Source organism: Acinetobacter sp. BWR-L5, from assembly GCF_039655985.1.
Classification (GTDB): Bacteria; Pseudomonadota; Gammaproteobacteria; order Pseudomonadales; family Moraxellaceae; genus Acinetobacter; species Acinetobacter johnsonii.
In genome coordinates this window covers 339085-359863 of sequence record NZ_JAGFEV010000002.1, presented here as the reverse complement: position 1 = coordinate 359863, position 20779 = coordinate 339085, and the positions used below count along the sequence as shown (strand labels likewise).

The 20779-nt window shown below is 40.7% G+C and carries 20 protein-coding genes and 4 tRNA genes; 17 read left to right on the top strand and 7 right to left on the bottom strand.

Features of this window, described 5'->3' with window-relative positions; translation table 11 throughout:
* The first annotated feature begins 72 nt into the window (after window positions 1-72).
* The 8 genes from JZ787_RS05225 (at window position 73) to JZ787_RS05190 (ending at window position 4090) form a co-directional block, all read left to right on the top strand.
* A complete protein-coding gene (locus JZ787_RS05225; RefSeq protein ID WP_168158099.1) occupies window positions 73-831 on the top strand; it encodes a Nif3-like dinuclear metal center hexameric protein in 759 nt (252 codons plus the stop codon).
* A 346-nt stretch (window positions 832-1177) separates the two neighbouring features.
* Window positions 1178-1798, top strand: a complete 621-nt coding sequence (locus JZ787_RS05220; RefSeq protein WP_346311830.1) for a superoxide dismutase — start codon at window positions 1178-1180, stop codon at window positions 1796-1798.
* A gap of 209 nt (window positions 1799-2007) precedes the next feature.
* Entirely contained in the window at window positions 2008-2634 is a 627-nt protein-coding gene (locus JZ787_RS05215) for a superoxide dismutase (protein ID WP_010327236.1), read from the top strand.
* Between the two features lie 144 nt (window positions 2635-2778).
* Window positions 2779-2854, top strand: a tRNA-Asn gene (locus tag JZ787_RS05210).
* 4 nt (window positions 2855-2858) lie between these two features.
* Window positions 2859-2934: transfer RNA gene (locus tag JZ787_RS05205), tRNA-Asn, on the top strand.
* Window positions 2935-3129: 195 nt separating this feature from the next.
* Window positions 3130-3205 (top strand) — tRNA-Asn (locus JZ787_RS05200).
* Between the two features lie 288 nt (window positions 3206-3493).
* Window positions 3494-3569 (top strand) — tRNA-Asn (locus JZ787_RS05195).
* A 20-nt stretch (window positions 3570-3589) separates the two neighbouring features.
* The gene (locus tag JZ787_RS05190; RefSeq protein WP_346311829.1) at window positions 3590-4090 is read left to right on the top strand and encodes a DUF2726 domain-containing protein; all 501 of its coding nucleotides are present in this window, start codon (window positions 3590-3592) and stop codon (window positions 4088-4090) included.
* Between the two features lies 1 nt (window position 4091).
* On the opposite strand, the gene JZ787_RS05185 is transcribed toward JZ787_RS05190, so the two are convergent.
* The 6 genes from JZ787_RS05185 to glnA form a co-directional block, all read right to left on the bottom strand.
* A complete protein-coding gene (locus tag JZ787_RS05185; protein WP_039890041.1) occupies window positions 4092-4322 on the bottom strand; it encodes a hypothetical protein in 231 nt (76 codons plus the stop codon).
* A gap of 99 nt (window positions 4323-4421) precedes the next feature.
* Window positions 4422-5870, bottom strand: a complete 1449-nt coding sequence (locus JZ787_RS05180) for an alpha/beta hydrolase (RefSeq protein WP_346311828.1) — start codon at window positions 5868-5870, stop codon at window positions 4422-4424.
* 107 nt (window positions 5871-5977) lie between these two features.
* A complete protein-coding gene (ubiA, locus tag JZ787_RS05175) occupies window positions 5978-6859 on the bottom strand; it encodes a 4-hydroxybenzoate octaprenyltransferase (RefSeq protein ID WP_346311827.1) in 882 nt (293 codons plus the stop codon).
* Complete coding sequence (locus tag JZ787_RS05170) at window positions 6856-7341, bottom strand: chorismate lyase (protein WP_234964688.1); 486 nt, start codon at window positions 7339-7341, stop codon at window positions 6856-6858. Before JZ787_RS05170 ends, ubiA begins: the two co-directional genes overlap by 4 nt.
* Window positions 7342-7423: 82 nt before the next feature.
* Window positions 7424-7699, bottom strand: coding sequence for a hypothetical protein (locus JZ787_RS05165; protein WP_346311826.1), 276 nt, complete (start codon window positions 7697-7699; stop codon window positions 7424-7426).
* Between the two features lie 88 nt (window positions 7700-7787).
* The gene (glnA, locus tag JZ787_RS05160; protein ID WP_005400480.1) at window positions 7788-9203 is read right to left on the bottom strand and encodes a type I glutamate--ammonia ligase; all 1416 of its coding nucleotides are present in this window, start codon (window positions 9201-9203) and stop codon (window positions 7788-7790) included.
* 843 nt (window positions 9204-10046) lie between these two features.
* Between glnA and JZ787_RS05155 the strand changes: the two genes are divergently transcribed.
* Genes JZ787_RS05155 through trpC form a run of 3 tightly spaced genes read left to right on the top strand, consistent with a single transcriptional unit; the run spans window position 10047 to window position 12517 of the window.
* Window positions 10047-10631: an aminodeoxychorismate/anthranilate synthase component II gene (locus JZ787_RS05155; protein WP_005400479.1), complete on the top strand. Its 585-nt coding sequence runs from the start codon at window positions 10047-10049 to the stop codon at window positions 10629-10631.
* Window positions 10632-10647: 16 nt separating this feature from the next.
* Window positions 10648-11694, top strand: coding sequence for an anthranilate phosphoribosyltransferase (gene trpD / locus JZ787_RS05150; protein WP_005400478.1), 1047 nt, complete (start codon window positions 10648-10650; stop codon window positions 11692-11694).
* A gap of 16 nt (window positions 11695-11710) precedes the next feature.
* Window positions 11711-12517 carry an indole-3-glycerol phosphate synthase TrpC gene (gene trpC, locus JZ787_RS05145; protein WP_346311825.1) on the top strand — a complete coding sequence of 269 codons (807 nt, stop codon included), beginning with the start codon at window positions 11711-11713 and terminating at the stop codon, window positions 12515-12517.
* Window positions 12518-12633: 116 nt separating this feature from the next.
* Here the strand turns inward: trpC and JZ787_RS05140 are convergent, their stop codons facing one another.
* On the bottom strand, window positions 12634-15315 hold the full coding sequence (locus JZ787_RS05140) for a LuxR C-terminal-related transcriptional regulator (protein WP_346311824.1): 2682 nt from the start codon (window positions 15313-15315) through the stop codon (window positions 12634-12636).
* A 347-nt stretch (window positions 15316-15662) separates the two neighbouring features.
* On the opposite strand from JZ787_RS05140, the gene JZ787_RS05135 reads away from it, so the two are divergent.
* The 6 genes from JZ787_RS05135 (at window position 15663) to JZ787_RS05110 (ending at window position 20770) form a co-directional block, all read left to right on the top strand.
* A complete protein-coding gene (locus tag JZ787_RS05135; protein ID WP_168158110.1) occupies window positions 15663-16157 on the top strand; it encodes a 2,4'-dihydroxyacetophenone dioxygenase family protein in 495 nt (164 codons plus the stop codon).
* 76 nt (window positions 16158-16233) lie between these two features.
* Window positions 16234-17877: a long-chain fatty acid--CoA ligase gene (locus JZ787_RS05130; RefSeq protein WP_346311823.1), complete on the top strand. Its 1644-nt coding sequence runs from the start codon at window positions 16234-16236 to the stop codon at window positions 17875-17877.
* A 30-nt stretch (window positions 17878-17907) separates the two neighbouring features.
* The gene (locus JZ787_RS05125; protein ID WP_234964691.1) at window positions 17908-18729 is read left to right on the top strand and encodes an SDR family NAD(P)-dependent oxidoreductase; all 822 of its coding nucleotides are present in this window, start codon (window positions 17908-17910) and stop codon (window positions 18727-18729) included.
* A 266-nt stretch (window positions 18730-18995) separates the two neighbouring features.
* Window positions 18996-19682 (top strand): Smr/MutS family protein, encoded by a 687-nt coding sequence (locus tag JZ787_RS05120; RefSeq protein WP_004695682.1) that lies wholly within the window; start codon window positions 18996-18998, stop codon window positions 19680-19682.
* A 93-nt stretch (window positions 19683-19775) separates the two neighbouring features.
* On the top strand, window positions 19776-20324 hold the full coding sequence (gene folE, locus JZ787_RS05115; protein ID WP_171054237.1) for a GTP cyclohydrolase I FolE: 549 nt from the start codon (window positions 19776-19778) through the stop codon (window positions 20322-20324).
* An 86-nt stretch (window positions 20325-20410) separates the two neighbouring features.
* The gene (locus tag JZ787_RS05110) at window positions 20411-20770 is read left to right on the top strand and encodes a cupin domain-containing protein (RefSeq protein ID WP_279735427.1); all 360 of its coding nucleotides are present in this window, start codon (window positions 20411-20413) and stop codon (window positions 20768-20770) included.
* Window positions 20771-20779: the final 9 nt, after the last annotated feature.

The following is a 20779-nucleotide window of genomic DNA, read 5'->3' as shown; positions in this document are numbered from 1 at the left end:
GTTTTGTCATGCTTTAGTTACAATAAACAATAGGTTCCGATGTAATCAATTTAAAAGAGTTTTTAAGTCGATATGGCAAAATTACAAGACATTATTCAGTGGTGTGATCAAACCCTCAAATCACCTGAGTTTAAGGACTATGCACCGAATGGCCTTCAAATTGAAGGAAAGACCGAAGTGCGTAAAATTTTAGCTGCTGTGACAGCATCGCAAGATGCCATAGATGCTGCGATACGAGAAAATGCGGATCTTTTACTGGTGCATCATGGTTATTTTTGGAAAGGTGAAGCCTACCCCATCACAGGTATGCGCGGTAAACGGATCAAGAGTCTGATCCAACATGACATTTCTTTGTTGGCATATCACCTCCCCCTCGACAGCCATCCGAGTCTTGGAAATAATGCAGCGATTGCAGATTTGCTCAAACTGGAACGTATTGAAGCACTTGATCCATCTGAGCGTCATCCTATTGGCAATATTGGTTATTTAAAACAGCCCATGCCTGTGGAAGAGTTTAAAAAGTTTGTATCTGAGAAATTAAAGTTTGATGTCACCCATCTTCCTGCGGACAAGACCATGATTGAAAAAGTTGGTTTTTGTACCGGTGGTGCTCAAGATTTTATTGTAAAAGCCGCTGAACAAGGCTGTGATGCCTATATTTCAGGCGAAGTCAGTGAACGTACCTTCTATGAAGCCAAAGAATTAGGCGTACATTATTTTGCTTGCGGACATCATGCGACTGAACGCTATGGCGTGCAGCGATTAGGTCAAGCCATTTCAGAACAATTTGATATTGAATATGTTTATTTCGAGTTAAATAACCCGATCTAAGCAATTACTGGGATGAGACTATTTTCATCCCAGTCCTTTCAATGCGCTTACATCGCATGGCATTCGACATCACTTCCATTTCAGCAAATGATTAATTTCTAAAATATTATTCCTAGCCTTTCATCTTTTTAAATCAAAACATAGCATCAGTTCAAAAACGCTTTGCATTTGATCTTTGTTATACCTGCTGAACGTTCAACCCAATACGAACAATATAAATTGCTACGCTGCGCTCCAATATCGCAAATAATAAAAATATTGATTCTCATTAATAATTAAGTGGATAATAAAACTGCTTTAAAAACTCCCAATAAAACAAACTTTGATGATTAAAGGAATCAAAAACATGGCTTATTCTTTACCCGCTCTTCCTTATGCCTATGATGCACTCGAACCCAATATTGATACGAAAACGATGGAAATTCACCACAGTAAACACCATCAAACCTACATCAATAACATTAATGGCGCGATTGCAGGCACAGAATGGGAGAAACTGTCTGTGGAAGATTTGGTTGCCAAAGTCAATGAAGTCCCTACTGATCTTAAAAATATGGTGATCAATAATGCAGGTGGTCATGCCAACCACTCACTGTTTTGGACGGTCATGAGTCCACAAGGTGGTGGCCAACCGACTGGAGCTGTGGCAAAGGCTATTGATGAGCAACTCGGTGGTTTTGATGCTTTTAAAGATGCATTTACCAAAGCCGCGATTAGCCGTTTTGGCAGTGGTTGGGCATGGCTGAGTGTGACACCTGAACGCAACCTGATTGTTGAAAGCAGTGCAAATCAGGATTCCCCTCTTATGCACGGTCATACCCCTATTCTCGGTTTAGATGTATGGGAACATGCGTATTATCTAAAATACCAAAACCGCCGTCCTGAATATATCAATGCCTTTTATAATGTGGTCGATTGGGATGAAGTAAATCGCCGTTACCATGCTGCGTTGCAGACTAAAAATTAATTACACACCTCAATCCATCTAGAGCTTAGAGTCTTTTAAAATGAACACATTCTGTACAAAAGACTCTAACGATATCTTGTGTATCGTATATGTCTCCTTGCGAAATTTTTTGCATATTTTGTGTATTAAAAGACTGCCCTATTGTCTATAGAATCATTTACAATAAATGCACTTAAAGTAAAACCCAGCAAATCTGCAAGGAATGAAACATGACAACCATTACTTTACCTGCACTTCCATATGGCTACGAAGATCTTGCTCCACACATCAGCAAAGAAACTTTAGAATTCCACCACGACAAACACCACAATACTTATGTTGTTAACCTAAACAACCTAATCAAGGGTACTGACCTTGAAGGCAAAACTTTAGAAGAAATCATCACAGCTTCTGCTGGTGATGCATCTAAAGCAGGTATCTTCAATAACGCAGCACAAGTTTGGAACCACACATTCTACTGGAACTGTATGGCTAAAAACGGTGGTGGTAAAGCAACAGGTGCTTTAGCAGCTAAAATTGATGAAGCATTCGGTTCTTACGAAAAATTCGCTGAAGAATTTGCTGCTGCTGCAACAACTCAATTCGGTTCAGGTTGGGCTTGGTTAGTTGCTGACGAAGTAAATGGTAACCTTTCTATCCTTAAAACTTCAAATGCAGACACTCCACTTGCACACGGTAAAGTTGCAGTGTTAACCATTGACGTTTGGGAACATGCTTACTACATCGACTTCCGCAATGCGCGTCCTGTTTACATCAAAACTTTCCTTGAAAGCCTTGTAAACTGGGATTATGCAAACGCGAAATATGCAGGTCAAGCTGCTGGCGTTGAAAAATAAGATTCATCTTGTTTAAAAAACCGCTCTTTTTGAGCGGTTTTTTTGTTTTTGCTGCCTAAACGCATATTTATAAAGCAAACAATTCATTTCTCAATATTTTTTGCTTGACCCATTTTCCTTTCCTCCCTAAAATGCGCATCAGATTCTCCAATAGCTCAGTCGGTAGAGCGACGGACTGTTAATCCGCAGGTCCCTGGTTCGAGCCCAGGTTGGAGAGCCACTATTCTTCCATAGCTCAGTCGGTAGAGCGACGGACTGTTAATCCGCAGGTCCCTGGTTCGAGCCCAGGTGGAAGAGCCAAGATTCTAAAAAGCCCAAGCATCACGACTTGGGCTTTTTTTATCGCTCATTGTTTTGATTCACACTCTATATCATTCTGTTATACAGCTATGACATATCAAACTGATTATAAAAAAAACATTTAATCTAAAATTCGACTTTTTTTAACATTGTAACTTGACCGATGTGTAATTTTCTCTATACTGCATTTCAGATTCTCCAATAGCTCAGTCGGTAGAGCGACGGACTGTTAATCCGCAGGTCCCTGGTTCGAGCCCAGGTTGGAGAGCCAAATTTTAAAAAGCCCAAGCATTATGACTTGGGCTTTTTTCTACCTATAAAAACGACATTCCCCCATAAGTAAAACCAATCTCTCAAAATCACTCCAAAGCAGCTTTCCATACAGGCCCTTCTCAGCTTGAATATCCCAAAAACATCTTCATGAAAAGTCTCTGGCTGAATCAAATCGCACCAATAAAAGCTAAACCGTTTGTTTTTAAATCATTTAAAGCAGATTATATAAAAATATCAGGCCAAAGACTTGACCCTTTTATCTTTGCCACATAGAATGCGTGCAGATTCTCCAATAGCTCAGTCGGTAGAGCGACGGACTGTTAATCCGCAGGTCCCTGGTTCGAGCCCAGGTTGGAGAGCCAAAATTCTAAAAACCCACTCCATGCGAGTGGGTTTTTTCTTTGCGCTAGAAAATATTGTGTTCAATCTGAGTCAAATCATCTTTTTTATCATCGGCTGCTTTGCCACTATTACACTAGTGATGATGGTCTACCCTGACCTGTTTCGCCGTAAACAAAAGTATTATGCCAAACATGTCATTACGCCGTTTGAACGTAAAATGTTTATTCGCTTAAAAGAAGCCTTCCCACGCCATCATGTTCTAGCTCAAGTTTCATTTAGCTCACTGATTACCAGTGACCACTATAAAATACGGGCCAAATTTAACCGTAAAGTCACCGATTTCGTTTTATTAGATGAACAATTAGCGGTCGTGGTGATTATTGAACTCGATGATCCTTCCCACATCGGCAAAGAACAAGAAGATGCAGAACGTGATGCCATGCTCAATGAAGCAGGTTACATCGTTCTGCGTTTTACAGAAATTCCAAGCATTCGCCAACTGCATAAACACATTGGTATCACGCCTGCGATGCGTGCTTGAATTATTTTGAGACCGCGCTGCTCGCTTCCTGCTGTGTGAATTGCTTTTCGGCAGCCAATTTTTCTTGAATACGCTGCTGTTGTTCTTCTTTAATACGCTGATATTCCGCTTGGTTTTTTGCATCGCTTTTTACCGCTAAAAAAGCAATCCCTAAAATAAGCAATGGAATCACAATACCAAGACTCGCCAAAAACATCACTTTCGGCGTTAGTTTTTGAGTTGATTTCGTCATAGCCAGCCTATTTCCAATATCTAGATTTTGATGGGCCAATACTATAACAAAAAAAGAGCCTCAATCATGAGGCTCTGTCTTCAGTTTAAATGGTTAATTTTATGTCGGTGCTATACCTGTACAGTTTTCATTGGTGCTAGCATCTTTTTGTGCATCAGTTAGTACAATACCCGTACCCGCAGACATATAGGTCTGAATAAAATCTACAGCCTCCTTATTTTGACATACGATTGCCTGCGTATGCGTCGCCTTCGGTACAATAGTTAGTTTATAACCATCAGCATATCCATTTTGCGGGAAGTATGTGGTCGCTTTTGCTTTCATATTTGCATATAACGCTTGCGTTACTACAGGTAGTACTGCTTGATCATTCGCACCTTGAATAATAAATACAGGAGTTTTAATCACCTTCGCAGCAGTGGCATTGGTTGCTGGTTGATTATCTGCCAAGAATTTCTGAACCACTGGATCTGTTTTAATTTTATTTAAATCAACACCATACTGTGAAGTCCAGTGTGTTGGATCTGCCAAGAACTCTACAACACCCGCTTTAAATTGTTCTTGTAAGCCATTTGCACTATTCGGTGCTGGATAACCTAAACATGCACCATCATCTCCTGTACGTCCATAAGCACTTTCCGCAATTTCAGCAGCGCCAGGGGTAAAGATATTCTTTAAATCATAATCAGGCTGATATGCTTTAATACCCGAGCTTGTGAGTGCTGCATAAGCCAAGAGCTCAGCATAACCATCTGCTATCTGATCAATCAGTGCTTGGCCTTGCTCTGGCGGAATCAGTCCCCCTGCAACAGCACCACGGACTTGTTGCAATTGCTCATCTAATCGATTGAGTCCTTTAGGCTGATTATTGGCATCAAGATTCATCTGCGGATCGAGATAAATTTGAATAATTTGTCCTAAACTGGATGCAGGTGCACCAGCCACAGCTCCTTTATAAGTCGTATCTGTATTAGCAAACTCCGCTGTACCCAATGATGCATGTCCACCTTGTGATTGGCCAATCGACATCCATGCTCCATTTAACTGGGTACCATAATGCTCTTTGGCAGCCTTGACGGCTGCAATGGCAGAATTAGCTTGGCTCGACAAATTCAAATAAGGATGTACACCTGATGTACCTAGGCCTTCATAATCTGGAGCAACAATGACATAGCCTGCAGCCAATAATGTATTCGCTAAAATTTTAAAGCGTGGATGAATCACATTTTTACTTGGTGCACAATCATCTCCGCCTCCGACCGTTCCATGCTCCCATACCACAACACGATAACCATCTTTAGGTCGAGCTACCTGTGGAAATAAAACCATTGCCGTTGCGGTCGCTGTCTTCCCCTGCACATTCGTCATGTTATAAGTCATGACTTTAATCGATGAACTATTCTCGACTGTATCTAAAGAATAATTCCCTTCCGACAGATAAGTGGGCTGTTGGTTTGAAGCGGGCGAATCATCATCGTCATTACAAGCAGTTAAAGACAGCATTGAAACAGCAACTGTAAGGGCTAATGCTATTTTCGAGCGTTTCATAAAATATCCTTTTATTCGTTGTTTTTTTAAACATGAAACTACATGCCGTTTTATTAAGACATAAAAAAAGCGCCCTGTATAGGACGCTTTTCAACCAAACAATCACTTTAAATAATTAATTCTAAAAAGATTCCAGTAAAGATAAGAAGTCCCACCCAACGATTGTGACGGAATGCCCAAAAACAACGCTGTGGATCTTTGTCTTTGGTTTTGGACCATTGATAAATAAAATCAGCCACGACTACAAGCAATGCGATTAAACCCAATGGCATCAATAAATTTTCAAGGTAAAGCGCCGCACCGATCAAAACGACACTCATCGCCTGTAAAAGTGCAATGATTTGAATATCAAAACGACCGAATAAAATGGCTGTCGACTTCACCCCAATTTTTAAATCATATTCACGGTCGGTAATCGCATATTGAGTATCGTATGCCACAGTCCAAGCCAGATTGCCGAAATACAGCAACCAACAGGTTAAATCTAATGGTTTACCCATAGCCGTAAATGACATCGGAATTCCCCACGAAAAAGCCATACCTAAAACAACCTGAGGCAAATGGGTATAGCGCTTCATAAAAGGATATATAAATGCGAGAAAAAGCCCACCTAAAGCACAATAGAATGTTTCAATCGGTAGAAATAACAACATACAAGCACTAGCAAAGACTAAAGCTAGAAACACATAAATGGCTTCTTTGGCCGTGATAATCCCTGTTGCTAAAGGCCGCGTTTTAGTGCGCTCTACATGCGCATCGACTTTACGATCAGCAAAATCATTAATTGCACACCCAGCCGCACGCATAAATATCGTGCCAAGTACCATCGGAATCAGAATACCAATGGGCGGTATGCCCTCTGCTGCAATCCATAGTGCCCACATGGTAGGCCAGAACACCAATTCTGTGCCAACAGGCTTATCAAAACGACATAAATAATAATAGGCTTCTAAACGTTCACGCCAAGTAATTTGATGTGCAGTTGTCATAACTGTCCTTCAGATGCTGAATTCTGCTTTTGCAAAAATTGCTCAAAACTCGCCAAAAAGGTTTCTTGAACAATAAACTTGCAGCCGTGCCAAGTATAACAGCTCTGTCTAGTCCAGCCATCTTCTAGCCAAATCACACGACGCTCACATGCTGGATTGGTGCGCTGAAACAAGAACCAACCAATCGGTTTTTTACCAATATGTTTAAAAAGCCGTGCGCGGCCTTGCAAACTTAAGATCGGGAAAATGCTTTTGGCTTTAACCCAAGGCTCTGCATCACTGCCATATAAAAAACTTTCTCGTACCCATGACGTATGCTGAAACGGCATGCCCATCCATTTTGCATCGATAAACTGAAGACGCTGAAAATGTTCTTTGGTCGGTTGAACCCTAAACGCCCCATCAGCCAAATCAGTCAGTTGCTGAGTAAGTGAACCTGAAGCATATAACCATGTTTTCAGTTCAGCGGGAATCTGCTGCATAAGCCTACCTGTACCATTGATTTACTGTGCGCTTAAACGCTTTTTGAGTTATGAAGAATTTATTCAATTGTAAAATAAAACTTTAGCAATTATCTGTTTTTGCAATTGTTTCAAATTTACCTTGCGGAGTTTTCACCAAAATAAAACCTTCAGCACTCAAATAAAAACTTTGAGGATAATCATAATCCAGTGCTAACTCTGGGCTTTTCAATGCAACAAATTCTGCATGCTTATAACCTTCAGGGGTGCGACCAACTTCGATATAAGTCACCATCGAAAAATTTAGCTTAAAACCTTTGTCGTTATCTTTAGGGTCAATCCAAGGATAAAAACTGGTGTGCTTCTTACGCTGTGCCATTGCTCTCATCAATTTTTTTCAAGTTAAACAGATGATACAAAAAACCCGCGACTAGCGCGGGTTTTTTACAGTGAAATTCAGTTCAGAATTACAAGCTGTAGTACATATCAAATTCAACTGGGTGAGTTGTCGTGTTCAAACGACGCACTTCTTCAGTTTTAAGTTCGATATATGCATCAAGCATTTCTTTAGTGAATACACCACCTTTAAGAAGGAACTCATGATCCGCTTGAAGCGCTTCAAGAGCCATATCTAGGCTGTGCGCAACTGTAGGGATTTTCGCTTCTTCTTCAGGAGGAAGGTCGTATAAGTTTTTATCAGCTGCTTCACCTGGGTGAATCTTGTTTTGGATACCGTCAAGACCCGCCATTAACAATGCAGCAAAACCTAAGTACGGGTTCATCATTGGATCTGGGAAGCGAGCTTCGATACGTTTGCCTTTAGGGCTAGAAACGTAAGGAATACGGATAGAAGCAGAACGGTTACGTGCTGAGTAAGCCAACATAATCGGCGCTTCGAAGTGTGGAACTAAACGCTTGTACGAGTTTGTAGAAGGGTTCGTAATTGCGTTCAATGCACGAGCGTGTTTGATTACACCACCGATGAAGTAAAGCGCCATTTCTGAAAGACCAGCGTATTCATCACCAGCAAACAAGTTCTTGCCATCTTTAGAGATTGACATGTGAACGTGCATACCAGAACCATTATCACCAACCATTGGCTTAGGCATGAAAGTCGCAGTTTTTGCATATTGGTGCGCAACGTTCCAAACCGCATATTTGAACTGTTGTACTTCGTCTGCTTTACGAACCATTGTGTTGAAACTTACACCAATTTCTAATTGGCAAGATGCAACTTCGTGGTGGTGTACTTCTACACGACCTGGACCCATGATGTCTTCAATACGCGCACACATATCAGCACGCATGTCATGTGAAGAGTCAACTGGAGGAACTGGGAAGTAACCACCTTTAACACGTGGACGGTGACCAGAGTTTCCGCCTTCGTAGTCTTTGTTTGTTGACCAAGCAGCTTCTTCAGCAATCAATGTATGGCGCGCGCCAGACATATCGATTTCCCATTTTACTTCGTCAAATACGAAGAATTCTGGTTCTGGACCAAAGAATGCAGTATCACCAATACCTGTCGATTTTAGGTATTCTTCAGCACGGCGAGCAATCGAACGCGGGTCACGGTCGTAACCTTGACCTGTTGATGGCTCAATAACGTCACAAGTAACAACTACTGTAGGCTCAGCGAAGAACGGGTCGATAAAACCAGTTGCAGCATCTGGGCGTAAGATCATGTCAGATGCTTCAATGCCTTTCCAACCAGCAATAGAAGAACCATCAAACATTTTACCGTCTTCAAAAGTATCTTCGTCGATAGTATCTGCTGGGTAAGTTACGTGTTGTTCTTTACCCTTAGTATCCGTAAAACGGAAATCGACCCATTTTGCGCCACTTTCTTGGATGAGTTGTAGGACCTTGTTCGCCATGCTCATTTTGCTCCGATGAATTTTTGTTGCACTCTTTAGTGCGTGTTAGTAGTTGGTTGTTCTAAAGCAATTACCGTACCAACTTTAAAAAGCTTAGCTAAAATATTGAATTCATTATCAGAATAACAGTTTTAAGCTGTTTGCTTTGGCTCTATTATACTGAGCTAAAAAGTAAATGCACCATATTCAAGCACGCTTCTTCACATTTAATCTAAAAGATTTTGAGTGTGGATCATAATGGTGCATTTTTAAATATCACGGGTCGATTTACACCCGTTTTTTATAAATTAGATCGCTTTTTAAGCTGTTATTTTCGCCTTGATTTGACTTCCACACCTCATATCACGGCGAGCGATATACCTGAAATCAAATATAAGCAGCGTAATTAACTGTTTTTATTTGATTTTTAAAAAACAAAAAACCTCTCCTTGCAAACTAAATATAAAGCCGACATCTCAGAGGTGAGCAAGCAAAAAAAATATGCTCTGTTTTGGTGACATTAGGGGAGTTTTTGGCTCACGGCATTAAGAGATATTCTTTTATATTCCTTGAATGTGCATGCTTCATAACATTTACACATAGTCCACGAGGTTTCTCGTTAGGATTTGAATCTGAGATATTCATAAACTCTATATCAGTTAGTAACAAAACCCATTGTAATTTTTAGGTCCGAAAAAAAATGTCGCGCCCTAGCTGTGTATTTTTTGCTATGATAATTTCGGTTTTGTGCCTCCATTCAAGTCATTGAATGAGAAAAATAATTTACTTATAGCTTTATAATGTAATCGCACGAATACTACGGGACTCTTCAAGCACATTTATGTGCATAAATTTCAATAGGTTAAGCTCATGCTTTTAATGATCGACAACTATGACTCTTTTACCTACAACATCGTCCAGTATTTTGGCGAGTTAAATCAAGAAGTAAAAGTAGTACGTAATGATGCCGTGACATTGGAGGATATTGAGCGATGGCAACCTAAGTATCTTGTGATTGGCCCTGGCCCATGCTCACCTTCGGAAGCAGGAATTTCCATTCCAGCCATTCAGCATTTTGCTGGAAAAATTCCATTATTAGGGGTGTGCTTAGGACATCAGGCCATTGGTCAGGCTTTTGGCGGCGAAATCATTCGTGCCAAAAAAGTGATGCATGGGCGTTTGTCTGACATGCACCACTCGAATAAAGGCATTTTTAGCAACCTCCCTTCTCCGTTTTCAGCAACGCGTTATCACTCACTGGTGATTGATCAAGAAAGCTTGCCTGAATGCTTAGAAGTGACTTGCTGGACCAATGAAGCAGATGGCTCAATTGAAGAAATCATGGGTGTAAAGCATAAGACGCTTGCCGTTGAAGGCGTGCAATTTCACCCAGAATCAATCTTGAGTCAGCATGGCCATCAAATCTTTAAGAACTTTTTAGAAATTTACGCATAAATGAGTGCAGTGAAAAATGAATATGCAACAAGCTTTAAATAACATCACTAAAAACATTGAGTTGACGCAGCCGCAAATGGAAGACGTCATGCGCACCATCATGAATGGTGAAGCAACAGATGCCCAAATTGGTGCACTGATGATGGGTCTTCGCTTAAAAGGTGAAAGTATTGATGAAATTACCGCAGCGGCTCGTGTCATGCGCGAGTTTGCCATCAAAATTGATGTCAGTGATGTGCCTTATTTAGTCGACATCGTCGGTACAGGTGGTGATGGTCAGAACTTATTTAACGTCTCGACTGCATCTGCTTTTGTTATTGCAGCGGCAGGTGCAACCATTGCTAAACATGGTAACCGTGGTGTTTCAACCAAATCGGGTTCCTCGGACTTGTTAGAGCAAGCAGGCATCCAACTTGACTTAAACATGCAACAAACTGAACGTTGTATTCGTGAAATGGGTGTCGGTTTCTTGTTTGCCCCGAATCATCACAAAGCGATGAAGTATGCGGTAGGCCCGCGTCGTGAATTAGGCATTCGCAGTATTTTTAATTTACTTGGCCCGCTTACGAATCCGGCTGGAGTAAAACGTCTAGTGATTGGGGTGTTTTCGACTGAATTATGCCGTCCTATTGCAGAAGTGATGAAACAACTGGGGGCTGAACATGTCATGGTGGTTCATTCTAAAGATGGTTTAGATGAAATTAGCCTTGCATCAAGCACCTATGTGGCTGAACTCAAAAATGGCGAAGTCACCGAATGGGAGATTCAACCTGAAGATGTTGGGATCGAATCGCAAACTTTAACGGGTTTAATCATTCAAGATTCTGCTGAAAGTTTAAGCCTAATTAAAGATGCCTTAGGTAAAAACAAATCTGATAAAGGCGAAAAAGCAGCCAATATGATTGCTTTAAATGCAGGTGCCGGTCTGTATGTCTCTGGACTTTGTACCAGTTATAAACAAGGCGTGGCTTTAGCACATGACATCATCTACGGCGGACAAGCTTTAGAAAAGATGAGCATCCTTGCTGAATTCAGCAAAACCCTTAAACAATACGACGCTTGATAGACAGGATTTTGTCATGGTAGATATCGCAAATACGATTTTAGGCAAAATTGTGGATCGCAAGCAGGAAGAGTTTGCTGCACGCCTCAAACAACGTAGCTATAAAGATGTGGAAGAATGGGCACTTGAGGCAACTCCTGTACGTGGTTTTGCAAAGTCTTTACTGAGCAAACAACCGGGTGTGATCGCTGAAATTAAGAAAGCATCACCATCTAAAGGCATCATTCGTGAAAACTTTGATCCTGCTGAAATCGCGCAGCAATACGAAGCTGCAGGTGCAGCATGTTTATCGGTTTTAACCGATGTCGATTTTTTCCAAGGTGCCAATGAGAATATTCAAATTGCACGTTCTCACTGTGCCCTGCCTGCATTACGCAAAGACTTTCTGATTGACCCTTATGGGGTGATTGAAGCACGTGCTTTACATGCCGACTGTATTCTTCTGATTGTGGCATGCTTGTCAGATCAACAACTCGAAGAAATGTCTAAAACGGCTTTTGAGCAGAATTTAGATGTCTTGGTTGAAGTACACGATGAAGCAGAACTTGAACGTGCTTTACGTCTATCTGAGCGTTGCGTATTGGGTGTCAATAACCGCAACTTAAAAACCTTTGATGTGGACTTAAACACTTCGATTCGTCTGAAAAAACTACTTGAACCATCTCGTCTACTGGTCACGGAAAGTGGGATTGCGACCCCTGCAGATGTGGCAATGATGCAAGAGCATGAAATTCATGCTTTCTTGGTCGGTGAAAGTTTTATGAAGCAGCCGCGTCCAGACCACGCCTTTACTGAGCTGTTTGGAACACCTAAATCACTTTAATGGCATATTCAGGGTAAGGCATGCCCTTGCCCTGAATACTGTGCGATATATCCTTTCAAAAAAGCTGTTGAAGATCTCGTTAAACAGCAACACATAAAAAATTATTCAATCTTAAATTACTCAATTAAACCCTGTTTCTTGGCTTCATTCACCGCTTCCATTCGAGAACGAACTTGCAACTTGTTATAAATTTTACGTAGATGCCATTTCACCGTATTGATGGACAAAAAGATTGACTCAGATATTTCAGCATCGGTACAACCGCGGCTTAATTTTTCTAAAATTTGTATTTCACGTTTTGATAAGGCCTCAATGCCAGAACTACCGATCAAAACGTCATCGCTGTCTTCAACTTGATTAAGCTTTTGAAGTTGTTGAATATAATCCAATAATACAACTGTATGCTTTTGCTTCTGTCGACTTAAATGTTGACTTAAATGACTTAACATATCCCAAATTAAAGGGTCTTCATCTAGAACTATCCGCACTGCCTGAGTCGGCATCAAAGCAACCAAAGCCTTTTGCAAATAATCTAATCCCAGTTGCTGTTGATCAAAATGATAAAATGCTAAAGCTTGTAAAAGCTGAATACGAATTTGGCGTAAAGGATAGACTTTGCATTGCTGAGCTTCTTGTTTCAACCCATGCAAGGCCTGCTCTATTTTTCCACATAAAATCAGTTCTCGGTAAATAAGTAAGTCATCACCAATGAGCAGATTAGTGATATTTTTTACTGGTGCTGAGTCTAGAATATCTGCAGCACAATCCAAATCATGCTCAGTGCCCGGAGATATCTGATCTAACAAGATTTGATGCTCATAAACCTGTTGCACGGTCTGAGCCAATCGTGGAATTGACCAGTCGGTAGTCTTAATTTGTGACTGAGTGAGGCAAGATTGTTTTGCGGTAATATCACCACGTAAATGTGCCAATTTAAACTGTAAAACATAGCCAATAATCACCATGTCTGGAATGACCAGTTGTGCGCCACCATTAAAGCTTTCTAGAGCCTGTTCAGCCAAATCGATTTTGTTCATTTCATAATACAAATCAGCTTTCAAACTGCTGGTAATCGCATCAACAGCAATTTGGTTATCTTGATCTATTTTAAGCTTTTGATAATCAGGCCCTTTACCAATTTGATTAAACTTTTCTTCGGCTAAACTTAAATTACCCATTAAACGTTCGCAGGTAGCATCTATGCAGTCAGTAAAAATTAAGCCGTATGCATTATAACCTTGTACATATGTTGCTCGGGTTTGAATCAACAGTTTTCTTGCTTCAGCAATGTGCCCTAAACAAATGTGGTACAACACTCCAATACCAATCAAAGGACCTCGGGTAAAATATGCTGTTTCAGGTAGTTTCAGTAAGTTTTTCTGTGCTAGCGTATAGGCTTTAGGTAATTCATCTTCGAGCAATGCAAGCATTGGAGCAAGCCCGTGCTGATCATCATGTAATCTCAAGTTATCACTCGATTTAACTGTATCCCACAGCTGAATATAATGATTCGCAAGCTCAGTTTGATGGGTCAATAAGCAGACCCAAATCGTATCGTACAGTAAGTGAAAATGCTCTCCAAGGTCATCTTCAGGTATCTGCTTCACCAGCTCAAGTAAAGTATAGACACGACCATCTAAAACCAATTCTCGGCTCACATCTTCGAGTAACCTTAGTACCATAACTTGATCATGTGCTTGCTGCGCATGATAGATAGCTTCCATTAGGAAACCTTGTGTTTGATACCAAAGCGCGGCTCTGTGGTGTGCTTGCTCATACTGTTTTATGTCAGTCGCTTTAAATCGGTTTTCCAAGAACTCACGAAACAAATGATGTACACGGTACCAATAATGTTGCTCGTCGATGGCTAAAATAAATAAACCACGTTGTTGAATCTCGCCCAAAAAGCTCTGTGCGTGTGGGTGCTCTGTCACTGCTTGCACCAAGGGCAAATTGACTTTTTTCAGCACGCTCATGTGTAATAAAAATATTTGGACACTTGGTGGAAGCTGCGCAAAGACTTGTTCACTCAGATAGTCGACTATCTGCGTATGCACACCACTTAAACTTTGAATAACGGATGCAGCATCATGGTAATTCTTCAAATATAAGTTGGTGAGTTGAATTCCTGTAAGCCAACCTTCAGTTTTATCAATCAGTTGTTCAGCTAATTCTGTTGTTAGGGTAATGTCATCAAAGTTTTGCTGATGCAAAAATTGAATGAGCTCCCTACTTTCTTGTGGCTTAATACTGAGATGAGCTTCAGTCACCCACTTTAAACGACCTGATAAATATTCTTTAGTAAAACTCCAATTGGGTTTGATCCGTGAAGAAATCACCAAATGACAGTTACTAGGTAAATACTGATATAACCACCAAACAATATCTAAACACTCTTGGTTTTCCAACGCATCTAATTCATCAATAAATAAAACGATGTCGGCTTCAATTTCTGCTACTTTCTGAGTTAATTCAATAATGTTTTGCTTATAAATCTGCCCATGTGCAACCGCATACAATGCATTTGATCCCAAAAGTGCCAAACGTAAATACTGATATAGTCGAATGGGATCGTTGTCATCACTATCTATAGTTAACCAGCTTACTTGTTTAGTTTGAGCTAATAGTGCTTCACTTAGTTGATACATCAACGTGGTTTTTCCATAACCCGCTGCAGCATGAATAAATACTAGAGAAGACTGACAATGCTCTACCATCTGACTTAACAACAAAGGACGTTGCATTGCCCTGTCATTCATCATGCTCGGACGACTAAGTTTAGTCTTCAACACTTGCATTTTTACTCATCCAATCTTTTTTATTCAACTACATTCGCAAACTTCACTTCCCTGAAATTTGCATTACTCACAAAATCATGTTCAACCATAATCTTATGCTTATTCAATACTCCAAGCGCCTATAAATTAGTAGAGGGCTGGCTATGACACAATGTGATATTGAATCAAAATCATGATTTCAAATATATATTTTAAACTATTCATTCGCACAATTCTCAAACAATTCTAAATCCATTCTTTCGAGTGGTTTGTATTCATTCAAACATTGTTATGCTCGAAGACATGGAAACATTAGATACCCATACATGGTATCGCATTCTGAAATAACGACATACAAGGAGTTTGTCATGAGTATTGCACAATCTATTAAACATCAAGATCGTTTATTAACTATCAACATCAAAGAAGGTGAAATTCAAAATGCTTTGCCAGGCGTGCATGTTACACCATGCTTTTTAGATCCTGACAATGGTAAATGGATTATCTACGCTCGTTTTGATGCTGGCGTTGTAATGCCACGCCACTTCCACACAGGTGTTGTACATTTCTACACAACTGCTGGTTCATGGCATTATGTTGAATATCCTGAAGATGTTCAAACTGCCGGTAGCTATTTATTCGAACCAGCTGGTTCTATCCATACCTTATCAACCCCTGAAGGTGCTGAAGGCTTCATCATTGTTGAAGGGGCCAACGTGAATCTAAATGATGACGATTCACTCATGTTCATTATGGATGCAGGCTGGATTGAGCGTACATTAATTGCTGTATCGCAACAAACTGGTCAAAAATTGCCAAGCTATATTAAGCCAGGTGCAGAAGTCGCATTTAACGACAAATAAGCTCAGACCTTGAGGACTTTTAGTAAACCCTAAGAGTCCTTATATATTAAAAAAACGGCTTCCAAGGATGAATGAAATGTTTGGCAAAATGATGCATCAATCTTTGTTGATTAGTAATTTAATCGAGCATGCAGCAAAGTACCACTCTGATACCTCAATTATTTCACGTGAAGTGAATGGTCAAATTACAACGACTAATTGGCTACAAGTTCAGCAAAATTCTAAACGCTTAGCAAATGCTTTCACTTCTTTTTATCTACAACAAGGTGATCGTCTAGCGACTATTGCATGGAACAACCATCGACATTTAGAGACATGGTATGCTGTTTCAGGTAGTGGTTATGTTTGCCATACAATTAACCCTCGACTGTTTCCTGAGCAACTCATCTTTATCATTAATGATGCTCAAGATAAAGCCATTTTCTTTGATTCAACCTTCTTACCATTAATCCAAGCGATTCAAGGTAAAGTCCCAACCGTTGAGAAATTTATCTGTTATGGCACACGTGACGAAAAAGTTGCAGCTGCTCTACCCGATGTAATTTTCTATGATGAATTAATTCAAGATCAATCTCATAAATTTGAGTGGCCACAGTTTAACGAAGAAACACCTAGTTCTTTATGCTACACCTCAGGCACAACAGGTAATCCGAAAGGCGTACTTTATAGTCACCGCTCAACACTATTACACAGCATGGCAACGTGTTTCCCAGACTCACTCAACTTGTCTGCATCAGATATCGTGATGCCTGTCGTACCAATGTTTCATGTGAATGCATGGGGCGTTCCATACTCAGCAGCAATGGTAGGTTGTACTATTGTCCTTCCGGGGCCAAATCTGGATGGTGATAGCTTAGCCAGCTTAATTGATGACTATAAAGTAACCATCGCTTTAGGTGTCCCAACCATCTGGCAAGGTTTACTTGCAGCTGCAAAAAAACGCGGCACAACCTTAGACAGTATGAACCGCAATGTTGTAGGTGGCGCTGCGTGCCCACCGTCGATTATTCGTGATTTCAAAGATAACTACGCTTGTGACACCATTCATGCATGGGGTATGTCTGAAACCAGCCCGCTTGGCACCATCAACCAACCTAAAGCAAAACATTCAGCTTTAAGCACTGAAGACTTTGAAAAACTACGCTTAACCCAAGGTCGCCCACCTTTTGGTGTTGAACTTCGCATTGTGGATGGCGATAGCCTAAATCCTTTACCAAACGATGGTCATACTCAAGGTAATCTTCAAATCCGCGGGCCTTGGATTGTTGATCATTACTTCAACCAAGAAAAAAGTGCCACCACAGCAGATGGTTGGTTCGATACAGGCGATATTGCAACATTAAATGCAGACGGCTATATGACCATTTGTGACCGTGCTAAAGATTTGATCAAATCAGGCGGTGAATGGATTTCTTCGGTTGAAATTGAAAATATTGCAGTTGGACATCCTGAAATTCGCATGGCTGCCGCAATTGCAGCACGTCATCCAAAGTGGGACGAGCGTCCAATCTTAATTGTAGTAAAACAGGAAAATTCAATACTCACTGAAGATGAAGCCCGAGCTTATTTTGAAAATAAAATTGCACGCTGGCAGATTCCGGACGTAGTCATTTTTGTAGATGCACTGCCAGTCAATGGCACAGGAAAAATTGTGAAAGCAGAACTCCGCACACAATTTGGTGATGTACTTATCAACAATAAAACGGTTGAATCCGTTTAACTAACTCGAAACACTCATAAGGATATTGAGATGAAAAAGAATATGAAAACAGCATGGATCACAGGTGGTAGTAGCGGTATCGGGCTTGAACTAACCAAGCGATTACTTAAAGATAACTACCAAGTGTGTATTTTCGCCCATGCTGGTATTGAACAAGCGATTGGTGACTTACAAAAACGTTCTCCAGCGGTTTGCGGTTTTGAAGTCGATGTGCAAAACGAAAGCACCCTAGATGCAAAATTTGCAGAAGCAGTAGCTACATTTGGTACGCCCGACTTGTTGATTAATTCTGCTGGTATTAGTATTGCGAAATCTTTTGAAGACATGAGTTCTGAAGAATTTTTACGCCAAATTAATATTAACCTTGTCGGTAGCCGTAACGTTGCACATGCTGCTTTACCTTATTTAAAACAAACTGTTCAGCAAGGTAAAACACCTAAAATCGTGTTTATTGCTTCAGCTGCAGGCTTGGTTGGTTGCTATGGTTATACGGGTTACTGCGCATCTAAATTTGGTGTGATTGGTTTGGCTGAAGTACTCCGCATGGAACTGCGTAGTGAGAAAATTGACGTTGCCGTGGTTTGCCCACCAGAAGTAGACACGCCGCTGGTGACTGAAGAACGTAAAAATGGCTCACCTGTAACAGCTGCATTAAAACAGTTGGGTGGTAGTATGCCTGTTGAAAAAGCTTGTCAAGAAATTTACAGCGGTATTTTCTCTTCTCAGTTTATGATCATTCCAGGCGCACAACTGCGAATTTTGACTAAGATTTCACGTGTCATACCAGATGTATACCGCGGTCAAATTGACAAAAAACTAGATAAAATTCTCAGTAATTTACGTGCAAGTTAAGTGAGTCCTCACTTAAGGACATAATAATTATGTCCCGTCCAAACCCAAGTAAATCATTTGTCTGTTCTAGATAGTATGTTTACTTGGGTTTTTCTGTTTTACGCGCATCTGTAACAATAATTCTTTTACACACCATTCAATATATTAGATGCCATATTGTGTTCAGGCTTTTACTCTTCCCTAATGAGAGTAATTCAGTTCAAATCAAAACAAAACCAGATTATAATTGTCACCTAATTCCTTATTTCGCGTATTTCTCTGACCTTATGAGCAAACATGATTCCTCGCTTTCTAAAGAGCAGTTTAATTTACTGAAAGACTTTAAAAAGCAAATCACTAACCCGCATTCGACTGCCATCAAACAGTCTGAGGCCCAAGCTCAAGTTGCTCCGCCCGAGCCAGAAGATGATTTCGCGTTGTTCCAAAAACAAATGCAAGGTGTCCAAAAAATGGAGACCGCGAACATTGCCAAAATAGAAAAAAATCCAAAGAAAAAAATCGATGCGCAAACTTTAGCAAAACGTGCAGCGGCTGAAGGCCCTATGCATACAGATGCAACTGAGCTGTCCGATACTCAAGCAATGCTCAACCCTGTAGCGAGCCAAGCTGCACTCAGTTATCGCATTGCTACATTACAACACAAAGTATTTGAAGATTTAAAAGCGGGTAACATTCGTTGGTTTGAAGCAGTCGACTTGCATGGTTGCACCGTTGAAGAAGCCCGTGTCGCAGTTTTACAAGTCATTCAAATGGCCAAAGATGAAAATCAAAATGTCATTAAAATTGTACACGGCAAAGGCCCAGAAGCCATTTTAAAAACCTATGTGAATGGTTGGCTGCGTCAACACCGCGATGTATTGGCTTTTGTCAGTGCGCCGGAGAAGCAAGGTGGCACAGGTGCAGTTTTAGTGTTGCTAAAACGTGCTGAAAAGAACCCAAAGTTTAAACAGTAATCGGATTTTTGTCCAAAATAAGGCATTGGAATAGTTTTCTGCTACAATGCCGTCCTTGTTCAATATCAGTGTAAGTGAACACGTCTTATGTCTATGCAGCAATCCTACGCTAACATCTTAACTGCCGTTGGTGAAGACCTAACCCGTCCAGGTCTCCTCGATACGCCTATGCGTGCTGCTAAAGCTTTTTCGTATTTAACGTCTGGTTATAGCAAAAGCTTAGAAGAAGTGACCAATAATGCGGTGTTCCCATCGGACAACCGTGAAATGGTACTGGTTAAAAATATTGAATTTTACTCACTCTGTGAACACCATTTATTGCCTTTCTATGGTCGCGTACATATTGCGTATTTACCTGAAGGCAACGTCCTTGGACTCTCTAAATTTGCACGCATTACCGAAATGTTTGCGCGTCGTCTACAGATTCAAGAAAATCTGACGCAGCAGATTGCAGAAGCGGTTGCAGAAGTGACGGGTGCACGTGGTGTAGCGGTCATGATTGATTCGGCACATATGTGCATGATGATGCGCGGCGTCGGCAAGCAAGAATCAACTACTCGCACGGTTTCTTTTATTGGTGACTTTAAAACCAATAAAGAAGAGCGTCGTGAGTTTTTAAGTGCAGTCCCTGAAAGCTATTAATTGAAACATAAAGCCTCAACCACTGTTGGGGCTTTTTTTATGCATATATCATTGAACGATTCATTTTTTGTTTAGAGGAATACGCAATGTCAGCAATTTGGTTAGCAGGTCATGGTTTGACCCAAGGCGAACAGAGTATTGATTTTCCACGTCCAGACCGTTTGGTCCAAGGCAACCCACAGCGCAAGACCTATAGTCTATATGAACACCCACACATGGGCTGCGGGATTTGGCACTGTGAAGTTGGCTCATGGAATATTCAATTTTCCGACAATAAACAGGAATTTTTTCAAGTGATAGAAGGGATCATCCGTATTCATGATGCCCACACTCAAAACTTCATTGAAGTCAAAGCAGGTCAGGCAGGAATTATTCCACCGAGTTTTATCGGCACATTTGAAGTGATTGAAGCTGTAAAAAAATACTATGTGATTGTTGAGGTATAAGCACCTCAA

What these genes read in the sequence shown, in the direction of transcription:
- folE (WP_171054237.1), top strand. Translation starts at nt 19,776, where the DNA reads ATGCAGCAATCCTACGCTAACATCTTAACTGCCGTTGGTGAAGACCTA.
- JZ787_RS05170 (WP_234964688.1), bottom strand. Translation starts at nt 7,341, where the DNA reads ATGCAGCAGATTCCCGCTGAACTGAAAACATGGTTATATGCTTCAGGT.
- JZ787_RS05180 (WP_346311828.1), bottom strand. Translation starts at nt 5,870, where the DNA reads ATGAAACGCTCGAAAATAGCATTAGCCCTTACAGTTGCTGTTTCAATG.
- JZ787_RS05155 (WP_005400479.1), top strand. Translation starts at nt 10,047, where the DNA reads ATGCTTTTAATGATCGACAACTATGACTCTTTTACCTACAACATCGTC.
- JZ787_RS05120 (WP_004695682.1), top strand. Translation starts at nt 18,996, where the DNA reads ATGAGCAAACATGATTCCTCGCTTTCTAAAGAGCAGTTTAATTTACTG.
- trpC (WP_346311825.1), top strand. Translation starts at nt 11,711, where the DNA reads ATGGTAGATATCGCAAATACGATTTTAGGCAAAATTGTGGATCGCAAG.
- JZ787_RS05215 (WP_010327236.1), top strand. Translation starts at nt 2,008, where the DNA reads ATGACAACCATTACTTTACCTGCACTTCCATATGGCTACGAAGATCTT.
- JZ787_RS05185 (WP_039890041.1), bottom strand. Translation starts at nt 4,322, where the DNA reads ATGACGAAATCAACTCAAAAACTAACGCCGAAAGTGATGTTTTTGGCG.
- JZ787_RS05190 (WP_346311829.1), top strand. Translation starts at nt 3,590, where the DNA reads ATGCGAGTGGGTTTTTTCTTTGCGCTAGAAAATATTGTGTTCAATCTG.
- JZ787_RS05130 (WP_346311823.1), top strand. Translation starts at nt 16,234, where the DNA reads ATGTTTGGCAAAATGATGCATCAATCTTTGTTGATTAGTAATTTAATC.
- JZ787_RS05135 (WP_168158110.1), top strand. Translation starts at nt 15,663, where the DNA reads ATGAGTATTGCACAATCTATTAAACATCAAGATCGTTTATTAACTATC.
- trpD (WP_005400478.1), top strand. Translation starts at nt 10,648, where the DNA reads ATGAATATGCAACAAGCTTTAAATAACATCACTAAAAACATTGAGTTG.
- JZ787_RS05140 (WP_346311824.1), bottom strand. Translation starts at nt 15,315, where the DNA reads ATGCAAGTGTTGAAGACTAAACTTAGTCGTCCGAGCATGATGAATGAC.
- JZ787_RS05110 (WP_279735427.1), top strand. Translation starts at nt 20,411, where the DNA reads ATGTCAGCAATTTGGTTAGCAGGTCATGGTTTGACCCAAGGCGAACAG.
- glnA (WP_005400480.1), bottom strand. Translation starts at nt 9,203, where the DNA reads ATGAGCATGGCGAACAAGGTCCTACAACTCATCCAAGAAAGTGGCGCA.
- JZ787_RS05125 (WP_234964691.1), top strand. Translation starts at nt 17,908, where the DNA reads ATGAAAAAGAATATGAAAACAGCATGGATCACAGGTGGTAGTAGCGGT.
- ubiA (WP_346311827.1), bottom strand. Translation starts at nt 6,859, where the DNA reads ATGACAACTGCACATCAAATTACTTGGCGTGAACGTTTAGAAGCCTAT.
- JZ787_RS05165 (WP_346311826.1), bottom strand. Translation starts at nt 7,699, where the DNA reads ATGGCACAGCGTAAGAAGCACACCAGTTTTTATCCTTGGATTGACCCT.
- JZ787_RS05225 (WP_168158099.1), top strand. Translation starts at nt 73, where the DNA reads ATGGCAAAATTACAAGACATTATTCAGTGGTGTGATCAAACCCTCAAA.
- JZ787_RS05220 (WP_346311830.1), top strand. Translation starts at nt 1,178, where the DNA reads ATGGCTTATTCTTTACCCGCTCTTCCTTATGCCTATGATGCACTCGAA.